18 protein-coding genes are annotated in these 14,608 nt (G+C 70.7%); 7 read left to right on the top strand and 11 right to left on the bottom strand.

Translation table 11 applies throughout. From position 1 onward, the window contains the following. The first annotated feature begins 6 nt into the window (after window positions 1-6). Window positions 7-264 carry a hypothetical protein gene (locus F0U44_RS20885; RefSeq protein WP_149730321.1) on the top strand — a complete coding sequence of 86 codons (258 nt, stop codon included), beginning with the start codon at window positions 7-9 and terminating at the stop codon, window positions 262-264. A 119-nt stretch (window positions 265-383) separates the two neighbouring features. On the opposite strand, the gene F0U44_RS20880 is transcribed toward F0U44_RS20885, so the two are convergent. Together F0U44_RS20880 and F0U44_RS20875 are read right to left on the bottom strand one after the other, a co-directional pair. Continuing rightward, window positions 384-770, bottom strand: coding sequence for a nuclear transport factor 2 family protein (locus F0U44_RS20880; protein WP_149730320.1), 387 nt, complete (start codon window positions 768-770; stop codon window positions 384-386). A 16-nt stretch (window positions 771-786) separates the two neighbouring features. Next, a complete protein-coding gene (locus tag F0U44_RS20875; RefSeq protein WP_149730319.1) occupies window positions 787-1,392 on the bottom strand; it encodes a TetR/AcrR family transcriptional regulator in 606 nt (201 codons plus the stop codon). A 96-nt stretch (window positions 1,393-1,488) separates the two neighbouring features. Here F0U44_RS20875 and F0U44_RS20870 point away from each other — a divergent pair, with 96 nt between their 5' ends. Then, a complete protein-coding gene (locus tag F0U44_RS20870; RefSeq protein WP_149730318.1) occupies window positions 1,489-1,926 on the top strand; it encodes an acyl-CoA thioesterase in 438 nt (145 codons plus the stop codon). Here F0U44_RS20870 and F0U44_RS20865 read toward each other — a convergent pair. Together F0U44_RS20865 and F0U44_RS20860 are read right to left on the bottom strand one after the other, a co-directional pair. After that, window positions 1,859-3,139 carry an MFS transporter gene (locus tag F0U44_RS20865; protein WP_246160728.1) on the bottom strand — a complete coding sequence of 427 codons (1,281 nt, stop codon included), beginning with the start codon at window positions 3,137-3,139 and terminating at the stop codon, window positions 1,859-1,861. The two genes, F0U44_RS20870 and F0U44_RS20865, sit on opposite strands and share 68 nt — an antisense overlap. Before the next feature lie 31 nt (window positions 3,140-3,170). Next, entirely contained in the window at window positions 3,171-3,944 is a 774-nt protein-coding gene (locus F0U44_RS20860; RefSeq protein WP_149730317.1) for an SDR family NAD(P)-dependent oxidoreductase, read from the bottom strand. Between the two features lie 99 nt (window positions 3,945-4,043). Between F0U44_RS20860 and F0U44_RS20855 the strand changes: the two genes are divergently transcribed. Then, window positions 4,044-4,478: a DUF4383 domain-containing protein gene (locus F0U44_RS20855; protein ID WP_149730316.1), complete on the top strand. Its 435-nt coding sequence runs from the start codon at window positions 4,044-4,046 to the stop codon at window positions 4,476-4,478. Here the strand turns inward: F0U44_RS20855 and F0U44_RS20850 are convergent. Further along, window positions 4,475-5,167 carry an SHOCT domain-containing protein gene (locus F0U44_RS20850; protein ID WP_149730315.1) on the bottom strand — a complete coding sequence of 231 codons (693 nt, stop codon included), beginning with the start codon at window positions 5,165-5,167 and terminating at the stop codon, window positions 4,475-4,477. The genes F0U44_RS20855 and F0U44_RS20850 overlap by 4 nt on opposite strands. A gap of 77 nt (window positions 5,168-5,244) precedes the next feature. Here F0U44_RS20850 and F0U44_RS20845 point away from each other — a divergent pair, with 77 nt between their 5' ends. Continuing rightward, window positions 5,245-5,781 carry a VOC family protein gene (locus F0U44_RS20845; protein WP_149730314.1) on the top strand — a complete coding sequence of 179 codons (537 nt, stop codon included), beginning with the start codon at window positions 5,245-5,247 and terminating at the stop codon, window positions 5,779-5,781. Window positions 5,782-5,784: 3 nt separating this feature from the next. On the opposite strand, the gene F0U44_RS20840 is transcribed toward F0U44_RS20845, so the two are convergent. Genes F0U44_RS20840 through F0U44_RS20820 form a run of 5 tightly spaced genes read right to left on the bottom strand, consistent with a single transcriptional unit; the run spans window position 5,785 to window position 11,125 of the window. After that, window positions 5,785-7,380, bottom strand: coding sequence for an FAD-dependent oxidoreductase (locus F0U44_RS20840; RefSeq protein ID WP_149730313.1), 1,596 nt, complete (start codon window positions 7,378-7,380; stop codon window positions 5,785-5,787). Beyond that, window positions 7,377-8,012 (bottom strand): DUF5987 family protein, encoded by a 636-nt coding sequence (locus F0U44_RS20835; protein WP_223163778.1) that lies wholly within the window; start codon window positions 8,010-8,012, stop codon window positions 7,377-7,379. The genes F0U44_RS20840 and F0U44_RS20835 overlap by 4 nt, the downstream gene beginning before the upstream one ends. 13 nt (window positions 8,013-8,025) lie before the next feature. After that, the gene (locus F0U44_RS20830; protein ID WP_149730312.1) at window positions 8,026-8,610 is read right to left on the bottom strand and encodes a hypothetical protein; all 585 of its coding nucleotides are present in this window, start codon (window positions 8,608-8,610) and stop codon (window positions 8,026-8,028) included. Continuing rightward, a complete protein-coding gene (locus tag F0U44_RS20825; protein ID WP_149730311.1) occupies window positions 8,607-9,632 on the bottom strand; it encodes a hypothetical protein in 1,026 nt (341 codons plus the stop codon). Before F0U44_RS20825 ends, F0U44_RS20830 begins: the two co-directional genes overlap by 4 nt. After that, entirely contained in the window at window positions 9,629-11,125 is a 1,497-nt protein-coding gene (locus F0U44_RS20820; protein ID WP_149730310.1) for an aldehyde dehydrogenase family protein, read from the bottom strand. Before F0U44_RS20820 ends, F0U44_RS20825 begins: the two co-directional genes overlap by 4 nt. 90 nt (window positions 11,126-11,215) lie before the next feature. Here F0U44_RS20820 and F0U44_RS20815 point away from each other — a divergent pair, with 90 nt between their 5' ends. After that, the gene (locus tag F0U44_RS20815; RefSeq protein ID WP_149730309.1) at window positions 11,216-11,902 is read left to right on the top strand and encodes a TetR/AcrR family transcriptional regulator; all 687 of its coding nucleotides are present in this window, start codon (window positions 11,216-11,218) and stop codon (window positions 11,900-11,902) included. Between the two features lie 15 nt (window positions 11,903-11,917). On the opposite strand, the gene F0U44_RS20810 is transcribed toward F0U44_RS20815, so the two are convergent. Continuing rightward, the gene (locus tag F0U44_RS20810; RefSeq protein ID WP_149730308.1) at window positions 11,918-12,490 is read right to left on the bottom strand and encodes a TMEM165/GDT1 family protein; all 573 of its coding nucleotides are present in this window, start codon (window positions 12,488-12,490) and stop codon (window positions 11,918-11,920) included. 72 nt (window positions 12,491-12,562) lie between these two features. Here F0U44_RS20810 and F0U44_RS20805 point away from each other — a divergent pair, with 72 nt between their 5' ends. Both F0U44_RS20805 and F0U44_RS20800 read left to right on the top strand, forming a co-directional pair. Further along, entirely contained in the window at window positions 12,563-13,489 is a 927-nt protein-coding gene (locus F0U44_RS20805; RefSeq protein ID WP_246160726.1) for a patatin-like phospholipase family protein, read from the top strand. A gap of 44 nt (window positions 13,490-13,533) precedes the next feature. Next, window positions 13,534-14,586 carry an NAD(P)H-dependent amine dehydrogenase family protein gene (locus F0U44_RS20800; RefSeq protein WP_149730307.1) on the top strand — a complete coding sequence of 351 codons (1,053 nt, stop codon included), beginning with the start codon at window positions 13,534-13,536 and terminating at the stop codon, window positions 14,584-14,586. The last annotated feature ends 22 nt before the right edge of the window (window positions 14,587-14,608 follow it).

The raw sequence follows: 14,608 nt of genomic DNA, 5'->3' as shown, positions 1-14,608 counted from the left end.
ACCGTCATGCTCACTCGCACCCTGCGTCTTCTCCTCCCCGCTGGTCGCCGCCGCGCTTTCGACGACTGGGCTCTTCGCCGCCGCTGGCGCCTCGGCATTCGTATGGACGCCAGCCCGGAGGTCAACGCCCGGTTCCTCGCCGACGGATACCGCTACGTCTGGCGCATCAGTCGGGACGTCGCGATCGGCCACACCCTTGACGGGCGCGTGGTGACGATCCCCGTCGACGCTTTCGTCTCCCGCTACCTCGTCGGCGCGCAGTAGGCGGACGACCACCGCAGACGGACGTACCAAAGTCGTTTCCGGTCCGGCGCGCCACGCTCAGCACCGAACCCCACCCGGACTTTGGTACGTCCGTGTGTCGGCGCATCAACCGGAAAGCATCAGCCGGCGGCAGCCTCGGCGGCGATCTGCTCGAACTGGGCACCCATCCGCGCGGACAGGGCGTTGGCGGCCGAGAGCGGTCGCACCATGACCTTGAAGTCGTCGATCAGTCCGGTCGCGTCGACGTGGATGAAGTCGGCGCCGTTGATGGCCTTGCCGTCGACCGTCGCCTCGAACTCCAGCACCTGGTGGTCGCCGTCGTTGATCTCCCGCACGTAGCGGAAGTCCTCGAAGACCCGGAAGACGCCCCGCAGGATCGCCGCGGTGATCGCCTTGCCCTCGTAGGGCTTGAAGGCGACCGGGCTGGTGAAGGTCACGTCGTCGGCGAGACAGGCTGCCATCGCGTCGGTGTCGCCGGCCTCGACCGCCGCACGGAACTCCTGCATGTGGTTCTCCTCGTTCTCAGTCAGGGATGACGGCGAGCGCGAGCCGAGCGGCCCGCTCCGTCCCTGCCCAGTCTGACGTGCCCCCCGCACAGGTCAGCTGGTCCTGGACGTTGCCGGCGTTGAGGTAGGCGTCGATCCGGAAGGCGTCGTCGCCCGGCGCGGCCGAGCCGGCGATGGTCAGCTCGGACTCGAGGAGGTCGATCCACTCCTGCTTGAGCCGTCTCACGGCATCAGCGACCGGGCCGCTGCGATGGCCGTACTCGACGGACGTCGCGGCGATGAAGCAGCCGCCCGGGAAGACGCCGGCCTGGAGGTACGCGACCCACGACTCGAGCAACGCGCGGAGTCGTACGGCGCCCGCCGGCTCGTCCCAGACCGGCGCGATCACGACCTCCTGGTAGATCCGTCGCGCCTCGGCGACAGCCGCCACCTGGATGGCCTCGCGGCTGCCGAAGACGGTGAGGATGCCGCTCTTGCTGACGCCCGTGCGCTCCGAGAGCGTGCCGACGGTGATCGAGTCGAGTCCGCTGACGGTCGCGATCATCGCGGCCTCGCGGGCCACTCGCTTCCGGGTGACATCGCCGCGCGCGCGGCGGCCGTCGGTGGGGGGCGCGTGAGTCACGACACAACTATAAGACCGACTGGACGTAAAGATCGAGGCGGCGTACCTTGGACAGAACTAAACGACCGATCGCACGTATATCTCCAGGAGCGCGCCATGCCCGACACCAGCGCCGGCATCCTCATCCGCAAGCGGATCTATCTCGACGACCTCGACGGCTTCGGGATGCTCCACCACGCCCGCTACGCCCTGCTCTTCGACAACGCCGTCATCGACTTCTGGGCCGACGCCGGCTGGGTGCTCGACCCGGCGGACTCGGTGCTGGTGATCCGCGAGCTCTCCTTGACCTACCACCAGCCGGTCGTCGGGATCACCGACGTCGACGTACGTCTCTGGGTCGAGCGGGCCGGTCGCACCAGCGTCACCTACCGCTTCGAGGTGCTCTCGGCTGACCACTCCGTGCTCCATGCCGACGGCCATCGGGTCGTCGTCAACCTCGACAGCGAGACCCTGCGCCCGGCGCCGTTCAGCGAGGCGACGTGGGCGATGGCCCGGCCGCTGCTGGCGCCGGGGGTCGAGCGCCCGGCTGCCTGACGACGGTCACCGCGAGCAGGATGATCGCCAGCGCCTGGACCACGCCGACCAGCACAGCGAGCAGGCCGACGTGGTGCGTCACCAGCGCACCGGCGACACCACCGCCGACGAGAGCGCCGACGCCCTGCACGGCCGCGAAGACGCCGTACGCCGTCGCCCGCCGCCGCGCGGGGACCAGGTCGGCGACGTAGGCCTTCACGGTGGAGTCCTGGATGCCGTAGGCGACACCCCAGACGACCACCCCGACGAGCACCAGCCACAGCTGGTCGGCGAAGACACAGAGCGGCACCGCGGCCACGAGGAACGGCACGCCGAGCAGCACCCGGCCACCCCAGCGGTCGAAGAGGCCACCGGTCGCGAGCGCGGCGACGGCCTCGACCGCCATCGCGAGCGCGTAGACGAGCGGGACGGCTGCCAGGGAGATCAGCCCTATGTCGACAAAGCGATAAGAGATCACGCCGAAGGTCATCAGGCCGGCGGTGGTCAGGGCGGCCGAGAGCGAGAAGAGGTGGAAGGTGCCGGGCAGGTCGACGCCGAGCGATGCGCGCAGGCCGCCCGTTGCTCCGCGCGCCGGCTCCGGACCGTCCTCGGGGTCGGGCTCGGCGACCGACGGCACCCGCCGTCGCAGCTGGGCGAGGAGCAGCATCGCCGCGGCACCGGGGATGGCAAGGAGCGCGTAGCCCGGCCACAGGACGCCCGTCAGCGCGGCCGATCCGGCGAGGAGCAGCGGACCGCCGAAGGCGCCCACCTGGTCCATCGCCTTGTGGACCGCGAAGCCCTTGCCGCGACCTGTCGCCGTCGCCATCCGGGCGAGGAGCGCGGACTTCGAGGGCGACCGGACCGCCTTGCCGGTGCGCTCCAACAGGATCAGGGCCGACGCTGCAGCCAGGCCGATCCCTCCGATGAACGGGGTCACCGCGAGGAGCGGCACGCAGACCGCGGTCATGCCGTAGCCGATGACGGTCAGCCGCCAGTGGCGACCGCTGTGGTCGGCCCACGCGCCGGTGGCGAGCCGCAGCATCAGCGCGACCGCTTCGCCCGCACCCGTGACGAGCCCGACCGTGAACGCCGAGGCACCGAGCGTGCCGAGGAAGGGGCCGGCTGTGGCCCGCATGCCCTCGTAGACCATGTCGGCGGCCATGCTGACCAGGCCGAACGCGAAGACGGTGCGCCACGGGGTCCAGGCAGGCCGGACGTCGGTGGGACCACTCACGTCGGTCGATCCTGGCACAGGCCGCCAGGACTCAGCCCGCGTCGACCTCCTGCGGCCGCATGGCGCGGCGCAGTGCGGGGAGCTGGACGCTGCGCGGCGTGACCTTCGACCCGAGCGCGGTCAGCCGGACCATCGCGCCCGGCACGACGACCCTGCGGTTCTTGTCGAGCCCGGCCAGGGCGATCTCGGCGACCATGTCGGCGCTGATCCCCATCCCCGACGGGCCCGGGCACAGGGCCGTCACCGAGACGCCTCGGTCCGCCATCTCGTGGTGCAGCGCCTCGGAGAAGGAAAGCGTGTGCGCCTTCGCGGCGGCGTAGCCGGCCGACCACGGCATCGGCTGCATGGCCGCCGTGGACGCGACGTTGAGGACCGCGCCCTCCCCCCGCTCGACCATGCCCGGCAGCACCTGCGACGCCAGGTCGACGACCGCCTCGACGAGCACCCGGACCTGCCGGAGCTCCAGCGCGGTCTCGATGCCGACGAAGTCACCGCTGGTCGAGGCGCCGGCGTTGTTGATCAGTACGTCGACCCGCCGCTCACGCGCCGCGATCTGGTCGAGCAGCGCGACGCGTGCATCGGGCTCGGCCAGGTCGCAGGTGAGGACGTCCACCTTCACCCGGTGCTGGTCGCGGATCGACTCCGCGAGATCCTCGAGGACGTCCTCGCGCTGGTTGTCGTGTTGGGCAACGAGCGTGAGATGGTGTCCTCGCGCCCCCAGTTGCTGGGCGAGCGCGGTGCCGATCTCGCTCGATGCCCCCGTGACCAGTGCGGTCGCCTGATAGTGGGGCCGGGGGATGCTCATCGTGGGTCCTCAGGGGGTCGGGGGACCACCCAGATTACTACAGTAGTGTAGTAATTGACGACGTGACGTCGCGCACACGTGGTCGCCTACCGTGGGCACATGCGTGGCTGGACCTTCGCCCAGTGGGGCTTGCTCGTCATCTGCACGCTCCACGTGATCCAGGCGGTCGTCGGCTTCATCGCCGAGCCGAGCTTCGCCATCGGCCCCGACGCCCCGACGACGCCCGTGATGGGCATGGACTACAACGGCTGGCACGCTGTCGCCGGCCTCGCGCTCTTCGCTCCGGGGCTCTACTTCGCCACCCGTCCGGCCTGGGCCGTCGCCTACCTGCTCCTCGCCGCGGGAGCCGGCATGGGCCCCGGCGTCTGGGCGCTCTTCTCCCACAACGTCGCGTGGATCTTCCACTTCCCCAACAACACGACCGACGCGATCGTCCACCTGGTCACCGGCGCGGTGATGATCGGCGTAGCGCTGGTGCAGATCCGTCGCGACGGCGGGCTCAAGCAGTCGCTCGCCGGACTTGGCGCAACCTAGATCGCGCCCAGGATGCGAGCCCGCGCGGCGTCGTACTCCTCACGACCGATGAGATCGCGCTGCAACAGGCTGTCGAGCTCGGCCAACCGCTCCTCCACGGGGCGTTGGTCGGGCGCGCCGGCCGCGACCGGAGCCGCGGGCGCGGGCATCGCCTGGTAGGGCACGCCCGGAGCCGTGCCCGGGTTGAACGCCGGACGGGCGGCGTCCCAGTCGAACTCCCACTCCTGGGTCGTCGGGTCGACGAGCACCGGCATCGGTCCGGCGTAGAGCAGCGGCAGCCGGAAGTCGGGGATCACGCTCTTGGTCTGCGCCTCGAAGGGCGCCATGTCGTCGCCGTGGATCCGGACGTGCAGCTCGAGGAGCGGCTGGTCGTTGATCCGCACACCGGTCTGCTCGACCGACACGACCTCCGCGACGCCTCGGCGGCCGACCGTGTGGAGCCGCAACGACTTCTCCTGCGACTTGGTGCGGCCGAGCGCGATGACGAAGGCGATCGCCACGTCGAGGATCGTGATCCCGAGGCCCGTCCACAGCATCCAGCTGATCAGCGGCTCGCCGCCGCTGAGGAGGTAGATGATCAGGAAGATCGGGCCGACGATGCCGCAGACGAGCATGAACGCCAACGTCTTGATGAAGTTGACGATGAAGGACGGCTGGGGGATCGCCGCCTGCTCGGAGGGGGTGCTCACGGGCGGATCGTAGTCCTCGCCGAAGCGGTCAGGAATCAAGAAGCAGGTTCCTGCCGCAGCGACCTAGCGTTTCCGTCATGAACTCCATCGACACCATCACCCTCGACGTGACCGACGTGGCCGCCGCCCGCACCTTCTACGAGCAGGCGTTCGGCCCCTCCTTCGACACCGGCGCGGTGCTCGAGCTGCACGCGGTCGACGCCGCCCCCACCGGCTTCCAGGGCTTCACCGTCTCGCTCGTCATGGCCCAGCCCTCCGACGTCAACGCGGTCTTCGAGGCGGCGCTCGCCGCTGGCGCAACCGCGATCAAGCCCGTCACCAAGTCCTTCTGGGGCTACGGCGGCACGCTGCTCGCACCCGACGGCGCCATCTGGAAGATCGCCTGCTCCGCGAAGAAGGACAGCGCGCCCGTCGCCCGGACCGCGCAGGACGTGGTGCTCCTCCTCGGCTGCGAGGACGTCGCGGCGACCAAGCGCGACTACCTCGAGAAGGGCCTGACGGTGGCGCGCAGCTTCGGCAAGAAGTACGTCGAGTTCGAGGCCGGCGGCTCACCCGTCAAGGTCGCGCTCTACGGCCGCAAGGCGCTCGCCAAGGACGCCGGCGTACCTGCCTGATCCCTAGCGTCCCGGGGGCGGGACGTCGCCGACCACGCTGATCCCGACCGCACGCGCGGCCGCGGCGATGCCCGGCGACGCCCGCTCCGCCAGGGCGGCGATCGTCAGCGACGGGTTGACCGTGAGTGAGGTCGGCACGGCGCTGCCGTCGGTCACGAACAGCCCGGGATGGCCGCGCAGCTGGTGGTCCGCGGTCAACGCGGAGGTCGCCGGGTCGTCGCCCATCCGGCACGAGGCGAGCGGGTGCGCAGACAGCACCGGCTGACCGCCGGTCCAGTCGAGGTGCTGGCCGAGCCCGTCCTTCTCGACGATCGCCCGCAGCGCTGCATCGGACGCGGCGAACCCGCGCAGGGTGTGGGCGTTGGGGTGATAGCTCAGCGAGCTGATGACCGCCGACGAGGCGACCCGGATGAAGTTGCCCGTCGGAGGCAGCGCACCCCACTTGCCCTCGTTGTCGTCCTCGGTGAGAGCGAGGAGCGTGAGCCAGGACCGCCACTTCTTGGCCAGCAGCTTCTTGTCGACCCCGAACCAGTCCGGTGCCCCGGGAGTCCCGTCCTCGGGGAGGATGTTGGTGATCGCCGGGAAGTAGATCTGCTGGAGCCCGAACCGCTCGAACTCCGGCAGCTGCCCGTTGAGGTAGTCGTAGGACATCGAGCCGATCGGCTTGCCGATGGGGAAGGCGTCGTACGCCACCCCGGGCTCGCGCTCGAGCCGCAACACGTCGCGGATCCGCCGCTCGTCCATGACCGCCATCGAGACCCGGTCGCCGTTGGGCGAGAAGTACTTGCCGACGGCGCCGGGGATCTTGCCGAGGGTCGCGGCCGAGCGCCGCAGGATGACCGGAGTCCCCATCGTGCCCGCGGCGACGATGACGATCTTGGCCTCGATCGAGCCGACGCCGGCGGGGATCCGGTAGTCGTTCGGGTTCACCACCGTGTAGTCGACCTGGTAGCGATAGCCCGGCGTGAGGGCCTTGGTGATCAGCTGGACCTCGTGCAGCGGTCGCACCTCGGCCCCGTGCGCGCGGGCTGCCGGGAGGTAGTTGAGGAGCATCGACCGCTTCGCGTCGAAGCGGCAGCCGTTGAGCATCCAGTTGCAGTTGGTGCAGCGGTCGAGGTCGACGGCCAGCGGCACCGGGTTGCAGGTGTGGCCGGCGTTGCGGCACGCGGCAGCGAAAAGACCGCCCGCGTAGGGCACGTCGTCCCAGGTCTGGTGCGCGACGGGAAGGGTCTCCTCGACCCGGTCGTACCAGGGGTCGAGCGTCCGCCTGCTGATAGCGCGTGGCCACAACCGATGGTCGGTCGACCCGCGGCGGTTGAAGACGAACGACGGCGCGCGCAGCGACGCGGCGAAGTAGACGACGCTCGAACCGCCGACGCAGTTGCCGGCGACGACCTGGATCCCGTTGCCCTGGATCAGGTCGACGATGCGGGTGTAGCCGCCGATCTCGAGGCTCTGGGTGAAGTCGGCCGCGCCGAGCTCCGGACCCCGCTCGAGGATGGTGACCTTGGCGCCACCCGCCGCGAGGTTGTAGGCCGGGATCGCTCCGCCGAAGCCGCTGCCGATGACCAGGACGTCGGTCTTCTCCGTGAGGCTCATGCCGGATGTCCTGTGGCCGTCGTGCGCGGGTGGGTCCGGGCGAGCGCGCGGCGATAGCTGAAGTCGGGGAAGCGCCAGATGCCGTCGTCGTCGGGCTGCGGGAAGCCGAGCCACGTGAGGCCCGGGTGCCCGTCCCGGACCGCGGTCGCGGTGTCGAGGTGACCGGCCGTGTGGAAGGCCAGGATCGGCATCGCCGCGAGGGCGTACCAGACCAGTTGCACCGGGCCGGGCGGTCCGCCGAGGAGCTTCTGCGCCACCGCGGTGCGCTCCTTGAAGGTGAGCTCGACGAAGCCGAGGACGACCTTGCCGTGCCCGGCGGCATAGGTGATCGCCTCGGTGTCGATGAGCGCAGCAAGGGCCGGCAGCAGCGGGCCGAGGCCGACGTCGGGGTCGTTGTAGAGCTTCCAGGCACCGGCCTGGACGGCTCCCGGTCCGGGGGTCGCTCCGAGGACCACCTTGTCGCCGGCGTACCGCCGCTCGCCCGGCACCATCGTGTCGGCCCAGGCCTCCATCGTGGCGCGGGTCTGGAGGATGGCCGCCTGCGCCTCCTCGGCCGGCAGCAGCGGGATCACGGCAGCGGCCGCCGTCGCGATCTGGAGGATCCGACGTCGAGACAGCGCGGGGACAATCATCGGCGTCGCGGGCTCAGACGCAGAGCGGGTTGAGCGGCACGCCGAGCTTGACGGACCCGCCGTCGCCGCCCTGGCCGTACTGGCGGAAGTAGGCCGCGAGCGCCGGGCTGATCTTCGCGAGGTACTTCGCGCCCTCCTCGATGGTGATCGGTCGGCCCAGGATGCGCAGGTCGGTCAGTCGCGCGCCGAGCTGGCCGGTGCCGAGGTCCCACCAGTAGCTGCCGTCCCACCGGATGATCGGCGTCTGGCCCGGCTTGAGCTGGACGCTCCAGTGGTCCTGCTGCCAGTACTGGCACTTCGTGCCAGCCAACGCGAAGCGGGCCGGCTCGGCGAGCAGGAACTTCACGGCCCCGCCGTTGCTCAGGGTGATGTCGCGCTTGGCATACTCCACGCACAGCGGGTCGTCGGGCAACGCGCCGAGGTCGGGGATCTCGCCCTCGGCGAACTGGTGGACCGTGCAGTCCGCAGCGAACGGCGGCGGGACGTACGGCGTCAGCGGCGCCGCCGCCTGCGCCGACGGCACGGCCGGAGGAACCACGAGCGCCGCCAGTACGAGGCCGGGCAGCGCGAGGGCGCGGAGGACGGAGACGGGTTTCATGACTGCTCCTGGTGGCTGAGCGTGGTGACGCTGGGTTCGGGCTGATCGCTGAGGAACTCCAGCGCGCCGCCGTGCTCGCTGCGCAGCGTGAACGCAGGTTCGCGGGTCGGCTCGACGTGGAGCTCGACCTCGGCGGTCTTGGAGTTGAGGCAATAGCTGGTCGGGCGCGCGGGGTTGCTGTAGTCGAGACAGACCATCCGCGAGGGCCGCCCGGTCATCCGGAGCTCGGCTCGGCCGTGCGGCCCGCGCATCGCGAGCGTCCACTGCGGGAAGACGATCTCCGGGCGCTGTCGCCACAGGTCGATCAGCCGGTCGAACCGGTATTCCTGGTCACGGTGCCGGACGACCAGCATCGACACCAACGGCGAGCGTCGGCGCCCGATCTCGGTCCGCCCCGAGGCGGCCTCGACCATTCCCACTGCGGTGCCGTCCTCGAGGAACAGGCACTGTCCCCACGCATACTCCGGGCTGTGGGCCACCCCCCAGTTGTGGCCCTGCATCCCGGACCATCCGTCGAGGTCCCAGCTCACGCCGTCCAGACTCATCCGCCCGGCGCAGGTGCCGGACGGGAACGGCGTGAGCAGCTTGTTGCTCGGCAGCCGTCCCTCGACCAGACGGTCGGAGGGCAGCAGCGAGAGCGGTCGTCCGAGCGGCCCGGGCGTGCGGACCAGGGTCAGGTCCCAGTCGACCCGCGAACCGTCGTGCTCGAGCGCGCCTCCGGTCCGGATCTGGTCCGGGCCCAGGTCGAGCCACAGCACGCCGAGGTCGATGAAGGTCCCGAGCTCGTTGGCGCTGAAGGTCGCGTCGGCCAGCGGCACCTCGGTGCAGAAGGCCTGCGTACGGTCGTCGTCGAAGGTGCTGCACCACGCCTGCACGAGCGAGGTCCCGTCGCGACGGGTCAACACCGTCGCCTTCAGCCAGATCGAACGCGCCGACGCCGCGTCGTTGGCGCGCACGAACCACGACTCGACGTGGTCGGTGCCCGGTCGGTAACGCGGGAGGTTGCCGCGGTAGGAGGTCATCGCGAGCCACCTCTGCGGGTCAGCGGCAGGAGCCGACGGCCCGCGCGGATCAACGCCGTCGTACGGCGACCCGGGTTGCGCGTCGCGTAGGCCGCGGCGAGCGCTGCCATCCCGTCCTCGAGCGCCGGGTCGTAGGGGTGCCACCAGGGCCGGTGGGGCCCGAACCGGACGCCACGCGGGGTGTCGATCACCTGCACCCACGACGCGTCGAGGAGGGCGTCGACCCCGTGGGACCGACCGAAACCGGAGTCACCCACGCCGCCCCACGGGACCTCGGGCGAGCTGTAGAGGATCGCGGCGACCTCGTTGACAGCCACCGCGCCGGCGTTGAGCCGTCCGGCTAGCGCCGCTGCTCGCCGGGTGTCGGCGGAAAGGACGCTGGCGGTCAGGCCGTAGCGGGTGTCGTTGTGGAGGGCGACGGCCTCGGCCTCGGAGTCGAACGGGACCGCGGCGACGACCGGCCCGAACGTCTCGTCGCTCCAGACGCTCGCCTCGAGGACGTGGGGATCAGTCACCAGCGTCGGGGCGAACCGGTCACCCGGGAGCGGGTGGCCGCCGCAGCTCACCTGGGCGCCGATCGACTGCGCCTCCTCGATGTGCCGGCCCCAGGTGGACAGCTGCCGGCCGTCGATCGCCGGACCCAGGTCGGCGAGCGGGATCTCCGCCATCGTGGCGCGGATCTTCTCGACCAGCTCGTCGTGGATGCTGCGCGCGACGATGAGGCGCTCGACCGAGCAGCACGCCTGGCCGCCGTTGAAGGTCGCGCCCCACGACGCCGCCTCGGCGGCGAAGTCGAGGTCGGCGTCCTCGAGCACGACGAGCGCATCGATGCCGCCCAGCTCGAGGCCGACCGGCACGGGAAACTGGGCCGCAGCCGCCATCACCCTGCGGCCGGTCGCAACGGACCCGGTAAAGAGGACCTTGTCGGGGTGCGCGTCGACCAGCGCCGCGCCGGTGGCTCCGTCGCCCTCGGCAAGCTGGAGCAGGTCAGGGTCGATACCGGTCTGGTGGACGATCTCGACGAGGAGGCGTGCCACCCTCGGCGTCAGCTCCGACGGCTTCAGCACGACGGCATTGCCCGCCAGCAGGGCCGGGAGCACCTGGCTGAACGGGATGAGGAACGGGAAGTTCCAGGGCGCGATGGCGACCACGACGCCGTAGGGCCGATGGTGGCGCACGACCTTGCGGTGCGGGAGGTTCGGCGTACGGATCCTGCTCGCGCCCAGCACCTTCGGCGCCTTGTCGACGTGGTGCCGAGCGAGCGCGACCGCGGGCGCGGCCTCGTGGGCGCTGGCTTCGACGCGCGGCTTGCCGTTCTCCTCATGGATGACGGTGACGATCTCGTCGAGGCGCGCGAGCACCAGGTCCGGAAGGGTTCGCAGCGCCTGGGCCCGTTCCTTCGGGGTCGCCTCTCCCCATGCCTCCTGGGCACGGCGGGCCCGATCAACCAGTCGCGTGGCGCGCTCGGTCTCGGACAGCGTCGTCACAGTCATCGGCGCTGGCTCATCCTTCCCTCTGTACCCGTGGAGTATCCGACATACTTATCGGTAACACAAGGTACGAAGTTGGGTACAGTGGCTGGCATGACCGCGGGACTCGCGTCGATCGACCTGTCCACCCTGATTGCCAACGGGGTGGCGTTCGGCCTGTCGCCGGAGGACTTCCTGACCCGCTCCGCCGCGACCCAGCGGGGTCGGCTCCTCGTCGCGTCGACGCTCGTCGTCGCCGAGCGCGGCTACGCCAAGGCCAGCGTCAGCGACATCGTGGCGGCAGCCGGCGTCTCGCGCTCGACCTTCTACGACAACTTCGACGGCAAGGACGACTGCCTGATCGCGGCCTACCAAGCGACGGTCACCACGAGCCTGGCCCGGATGGCCGAGCGCGCGATGGTCGCCGCAGCCGACGGGTGGCGGGCCGGCCTCGTCGCCGGCGTCCAGCTGATCTTCGACGACATCCGCGACCGGCCGATGGTCGCGCAAGCGACCTACGTCGGACTCGTCGCCGCCGGGCCGGGCGTGCTGGCGGCGCGACGCGAGGGCAACGCCCGCTTCGCGGAGCACGTCCACGCGCTCGCGGCCGCCGTCCGCACGGTCGATCCGCGGATGCCCGACGTCAGCGTCCCCCGGCTCGAGCTGCTCATCTCCGGCCTCGACCTCCGCATCGCCTACGCGCTCAACGTCGGCAACGTCGACGAGCTCGACGAGATCAGGGACCTCACGATCGAGGCGCTCGACGTGATGTACAGCCCGGCGCTCGGTCCGACGGACTGACCGCCGGACGCTCTGTCAGCGGGCTCCGCTGACGACCAAGGCGATGCCGAAGACGGCGAAGAGTGCCGCGGCGCCGTACTTGATGACGTGCTCGGGCAGTTGGCGCCCGAGCATCGCGCCTACGCCGATCGCGAGGGCGTCGGCGGCGACCATGCCGACCGTCGAGCCCAGCCAGGTGCCGAACCAGCCCTCCTGCGTGGCGAGGGTGATGGTCGCGAGCATGGTCTTGTCGCCGAGCTCGGCGAGGAAGAAGAAGGTGGCCACGACGAGCACGGCACGGCCGGTCGCGGCGTTGGCCTTGGCGGTGTCTTCGTCGGTCAGCTCGTCGCCGCGGAGGGTCCAGAGCGCGAAAGCCAGGAACGCGAGGCCGGCGCCGATCTCGATCGCCCCCTGGTAGTCGGCGAAGGCGTCGCCGATGAGGTAGCCGATGCCGACCGAGACGAGGTGCACGACCGCGGTCGCTGCGGTCAGTCCGATGATCACGTCGCGCGCGCGGTAACGGGTCGCGAAGGTCATCGCCATCAGCTGGCTCTTGTCGCCGAGCTCGGCGACGAAGATGACAGCAGTGCTGAGGAGGAAGGCATACATCGGCTGTCGAAGGTACCGGCTGGCTCCGCGTTCCTCCTCATCGAGCGGGTCGTCGCAGGTAATCTCGAGGGCGTGTCGGTGGTCGACGTGCTCCTCGCTCGACGCGACAGCGGTAGCCGCCCGGGCGCGCGCACGGACGGGCACCGCGTCGCGCTCGCAGTCGAGGGCGGCGGCAACCGCGCGGCCTACTCCGCGGGCATGGCTCTCGCGATCGACGAGGCCGGGCTGACCGACAGCTTCGACGCGGTCTACGGGACGTCCGGTGGCGCGCTCAACGCAGCCTGGCTGCTGACCGGCGAGGCGCAGCGCTACCTCCCGACCTGGGCGTCGGAAGAGGTCGCGTCAGCCGGCGTCACCGACGCGCGGCGAATGCTGCGCGGCGGCGTGATGATCGACCTGCGTGTCCTGGTCGAGCACGTCTACGAGCACATCACCCCCATGGACTTCGACGCGATCCTCGCCAACCCGATCTCCTTCCACCCGGTCGCGACCGACGCCCGCACCGGGCAGACCGGCGACCTGGCCCCACTGATCAAGGACCGCGCGACCCTGCAGACCGCCCTGCGCGCGACCGCCTGCCTGCCACTCCTCAGCGGTCGGCCGGTGCGCCTCGGCGACCGCACCTGGGTCGACGGCGGGCTGTCGGAGGCGGTGCCCTACCGGTCCGCACTCGCCGCCGGGGCGACGCACGTGCTCGTCCTGCGCACCCGGCGGGAGGACCAGCGGCTGATCCCGACCCGGGGCGAGGGCGTCGTACTGGCGCCGTACTTCTTCGCGTTCGCGCGGGGTGCGCGCCGCAGCTACGTCGTACGTCACCACATCTACGCCGACGACGACCGCCAGCTGTCCGCGGGTGCCCCGCGACTGATGCAGGTGCGGCCGCCGGTGGGCTCTCCCGACGTCGCGCGGCTCTCCCAGGATCTCGACGCGATCCGGGAAGCGATCGAGATCGGGCGTACGGCGCTGCACGAGGCTCTCGGCATCGTCGATCAGATCTAGAACACGTTCTTGTTTCGGGAGCGCGGTCGTGCTTCCATCGCGGCGTGACTACAACGACTGCTCCGCTGCGCGTCATCCAGTGGACGACGGGCAACGTCGGCCAGCGCTCCCTGCACGCGATCCTCCGCCGGCCCGACATGGAGCTGGTCGGCGTCTTCGCCCACGGCGCCGACAAGCTCGGGGTGGACGCTGCCGAGCTGGCCGGCGGGGGCGCGCCGTCGGGAGTCGTGGCCACCAACGACGTCGACGTCCTCATCGCGCTGAAGCCGGACGCCTGCGTCTACAACCCGCTGTGGTCCTCGACCGACGAGCTCGTGCGGCTGCTCGAGGCCGGCATCAACGTGTGTACGACGGCGGGCTGGATCAACGGCACCAAGCTCGACCCGGCCGAGCGGGCTCGCGTGGAGGACGCCTGCCAGCGCGGCGGCTCGTCGATCTACGGCAGTGGAGCGCACCCGGGCATGACCAACACCGTGGCGCTCGCGCTGACCGCGAGCTGCGCTTACATCGACAGCGTGCGGATCACCGAGTCGGTCGACTGCTCGACCTACGCCTCCGCCGAGACGCAGCGGGCGATGGGATTCGGCTGCGACCCGGCCACCCCCGGCCTCGCCGAGAGCGTGCGCCGGGAGAGCGAGGTCTTCGCCGAGTCGGTCGCGGTGATGGCCGACGCGATGGGTGTGACGCTGGACCGGATCGACTTCGACGTCACCTTCACCGCCGCGACGGGGCACTCCGACCTCGGCTTCATGGAGATCCCCGACGGCACGGTCGGGAGCGTCTACGGCTACCACCGCGGTTGGGTCGGCGACCACAACCTCATCAGCGTCGGCTTCAACTGGACGATGGGCGACCACGTCGTCCCGCCCAAGCCCCTCAAGCACGGCCACGACATCCAGGTCTTCGGCGCCCCCAACATGCGCACGGTGATCCACTGCCTCCCTCACGCCGAGTGGGACGAGGAGGGCTTCATGGGGCTCGGGATGATCTACACCGCGATGCCGGTGACCAACGCGGTGCCCTACGTCGTCGCGGCGCCGCCCGGGATCGTCACCCTGGCGGACCTGCCGGTCGTGACGGGGCGTCCCCGCCTCTGACGCTGCGGGTCGCTCCCTAGAC

Source organism: Nocardioides humilatus (assembly GCF_008373755.1).
In the GTDB taxonomy this organism is placed as follows: domain Bacteria; phylum Actinomycetota; class Actinomycetes; order Propionibacteriales; family Nocardioidaceae; genus Nocardioides; species Nocardioides humilatus.
Note: the sequence above shows the minus strand (reverse complement) of the source record. Positions and strands in the feature narration are given on the sequence as shown.

Excerpts from the sequence above, each read along its gene's own strand:
- F0U44_RS20885 (WP_149730321.1), top strand. The coding sequence starts at position 7 with ATGCTCACTCGCACCCTGCGTCTTCTCCTCCCCGCTGGTCGCCGCCGC.
- F0U44_RS20880 (WP_149730320.1), bottom strand. The coding sequence starts at position 770 with ATGCAGGAGTTCCGTGCGGCGGTCGAGGCCGGCGACACCGACGCGATG.
- F0U44_RS20870 (WP_149730318.1), top strand. The coding sequence starts at position 1,489 with ATGCCCGACACCAGCGCCGGCATCCTCATCCGCAAGCGGATCTATCTC.
- F0U44_RS20860 (WP_149730317.1), bottom strand. The coding sequence starts at position 3,944 with ATGAGCATCCCCCGGCCCCACTATCAGGCGACCGCACTGGTCACGGGG.
- F0U44_RS20855 (WP_149730316.1), top strand. The coding sequence starts at position 4,044 with ATGCGTGGCTGGACCTTCGCCCAGTGGGGCTTGCTCGTCATCTGCACG.
- F0U44_RS20845 (WP_149730314.1), top strand. The coding sequence starts at position 5,245 with ATGAACTCCATCGACACCATCACCCTCGACGTGACCGACGTGGCCGCC.
- F0U44_RS20840 (WP_149730313.1), bottom strand. The coding sequence starts at position 7,380 with ATGAGCCTCACGGAGAAGACCGACGTCCTGGTCATCGGCAGCGGCTTC.
- F0U44_RS20835 (WP_223163778.1), bottom strand. The coding sequence starts at position 8,012 with ATGATTGTCCCCGCGCTGTCTCGACGTCGGATCCTCCAGATCGCGACG.
- F0U44_RS20830 (WP_149730312.1), bottom strand. The coding sequence starts at position 8,610 with ATGAAACCCGTCTCCGTCCTCCGCGCCCTCGCGCTGCCCGGCCTCGTA.
- F0U44_RS20825 (WP_149730311.1), bottom strand. The coding sequence starts at position 9,632 with ATGACCTCCTACCGCGGCAACCTCCCGCGTTACCGACCGGGCACCGAC.
- F0U44_RS20820 (WP_149730310.1), bottom strand. The coding sequence starts at position 11,125 with ATGACTGTGACGACGCTGTCCGAGACCGAGCGCGCCACGCGACTGGTT.
- F0U44_RS20815 (WP_149730309.1), top strand. The coding sequence starts at position 11,216 with ATGACCGCGGGACTCGCGTCGATCGACCTGTCCACCCTGATTGCCAAC.
- F0U44_RS20810 (WP_149730308.1), bottom strand. The coding sequence starts at position 12,490 with ATGTATGCCTTCCTCCTCAGCACTGCTGTCATCTTCGTCGCCGAGCTC.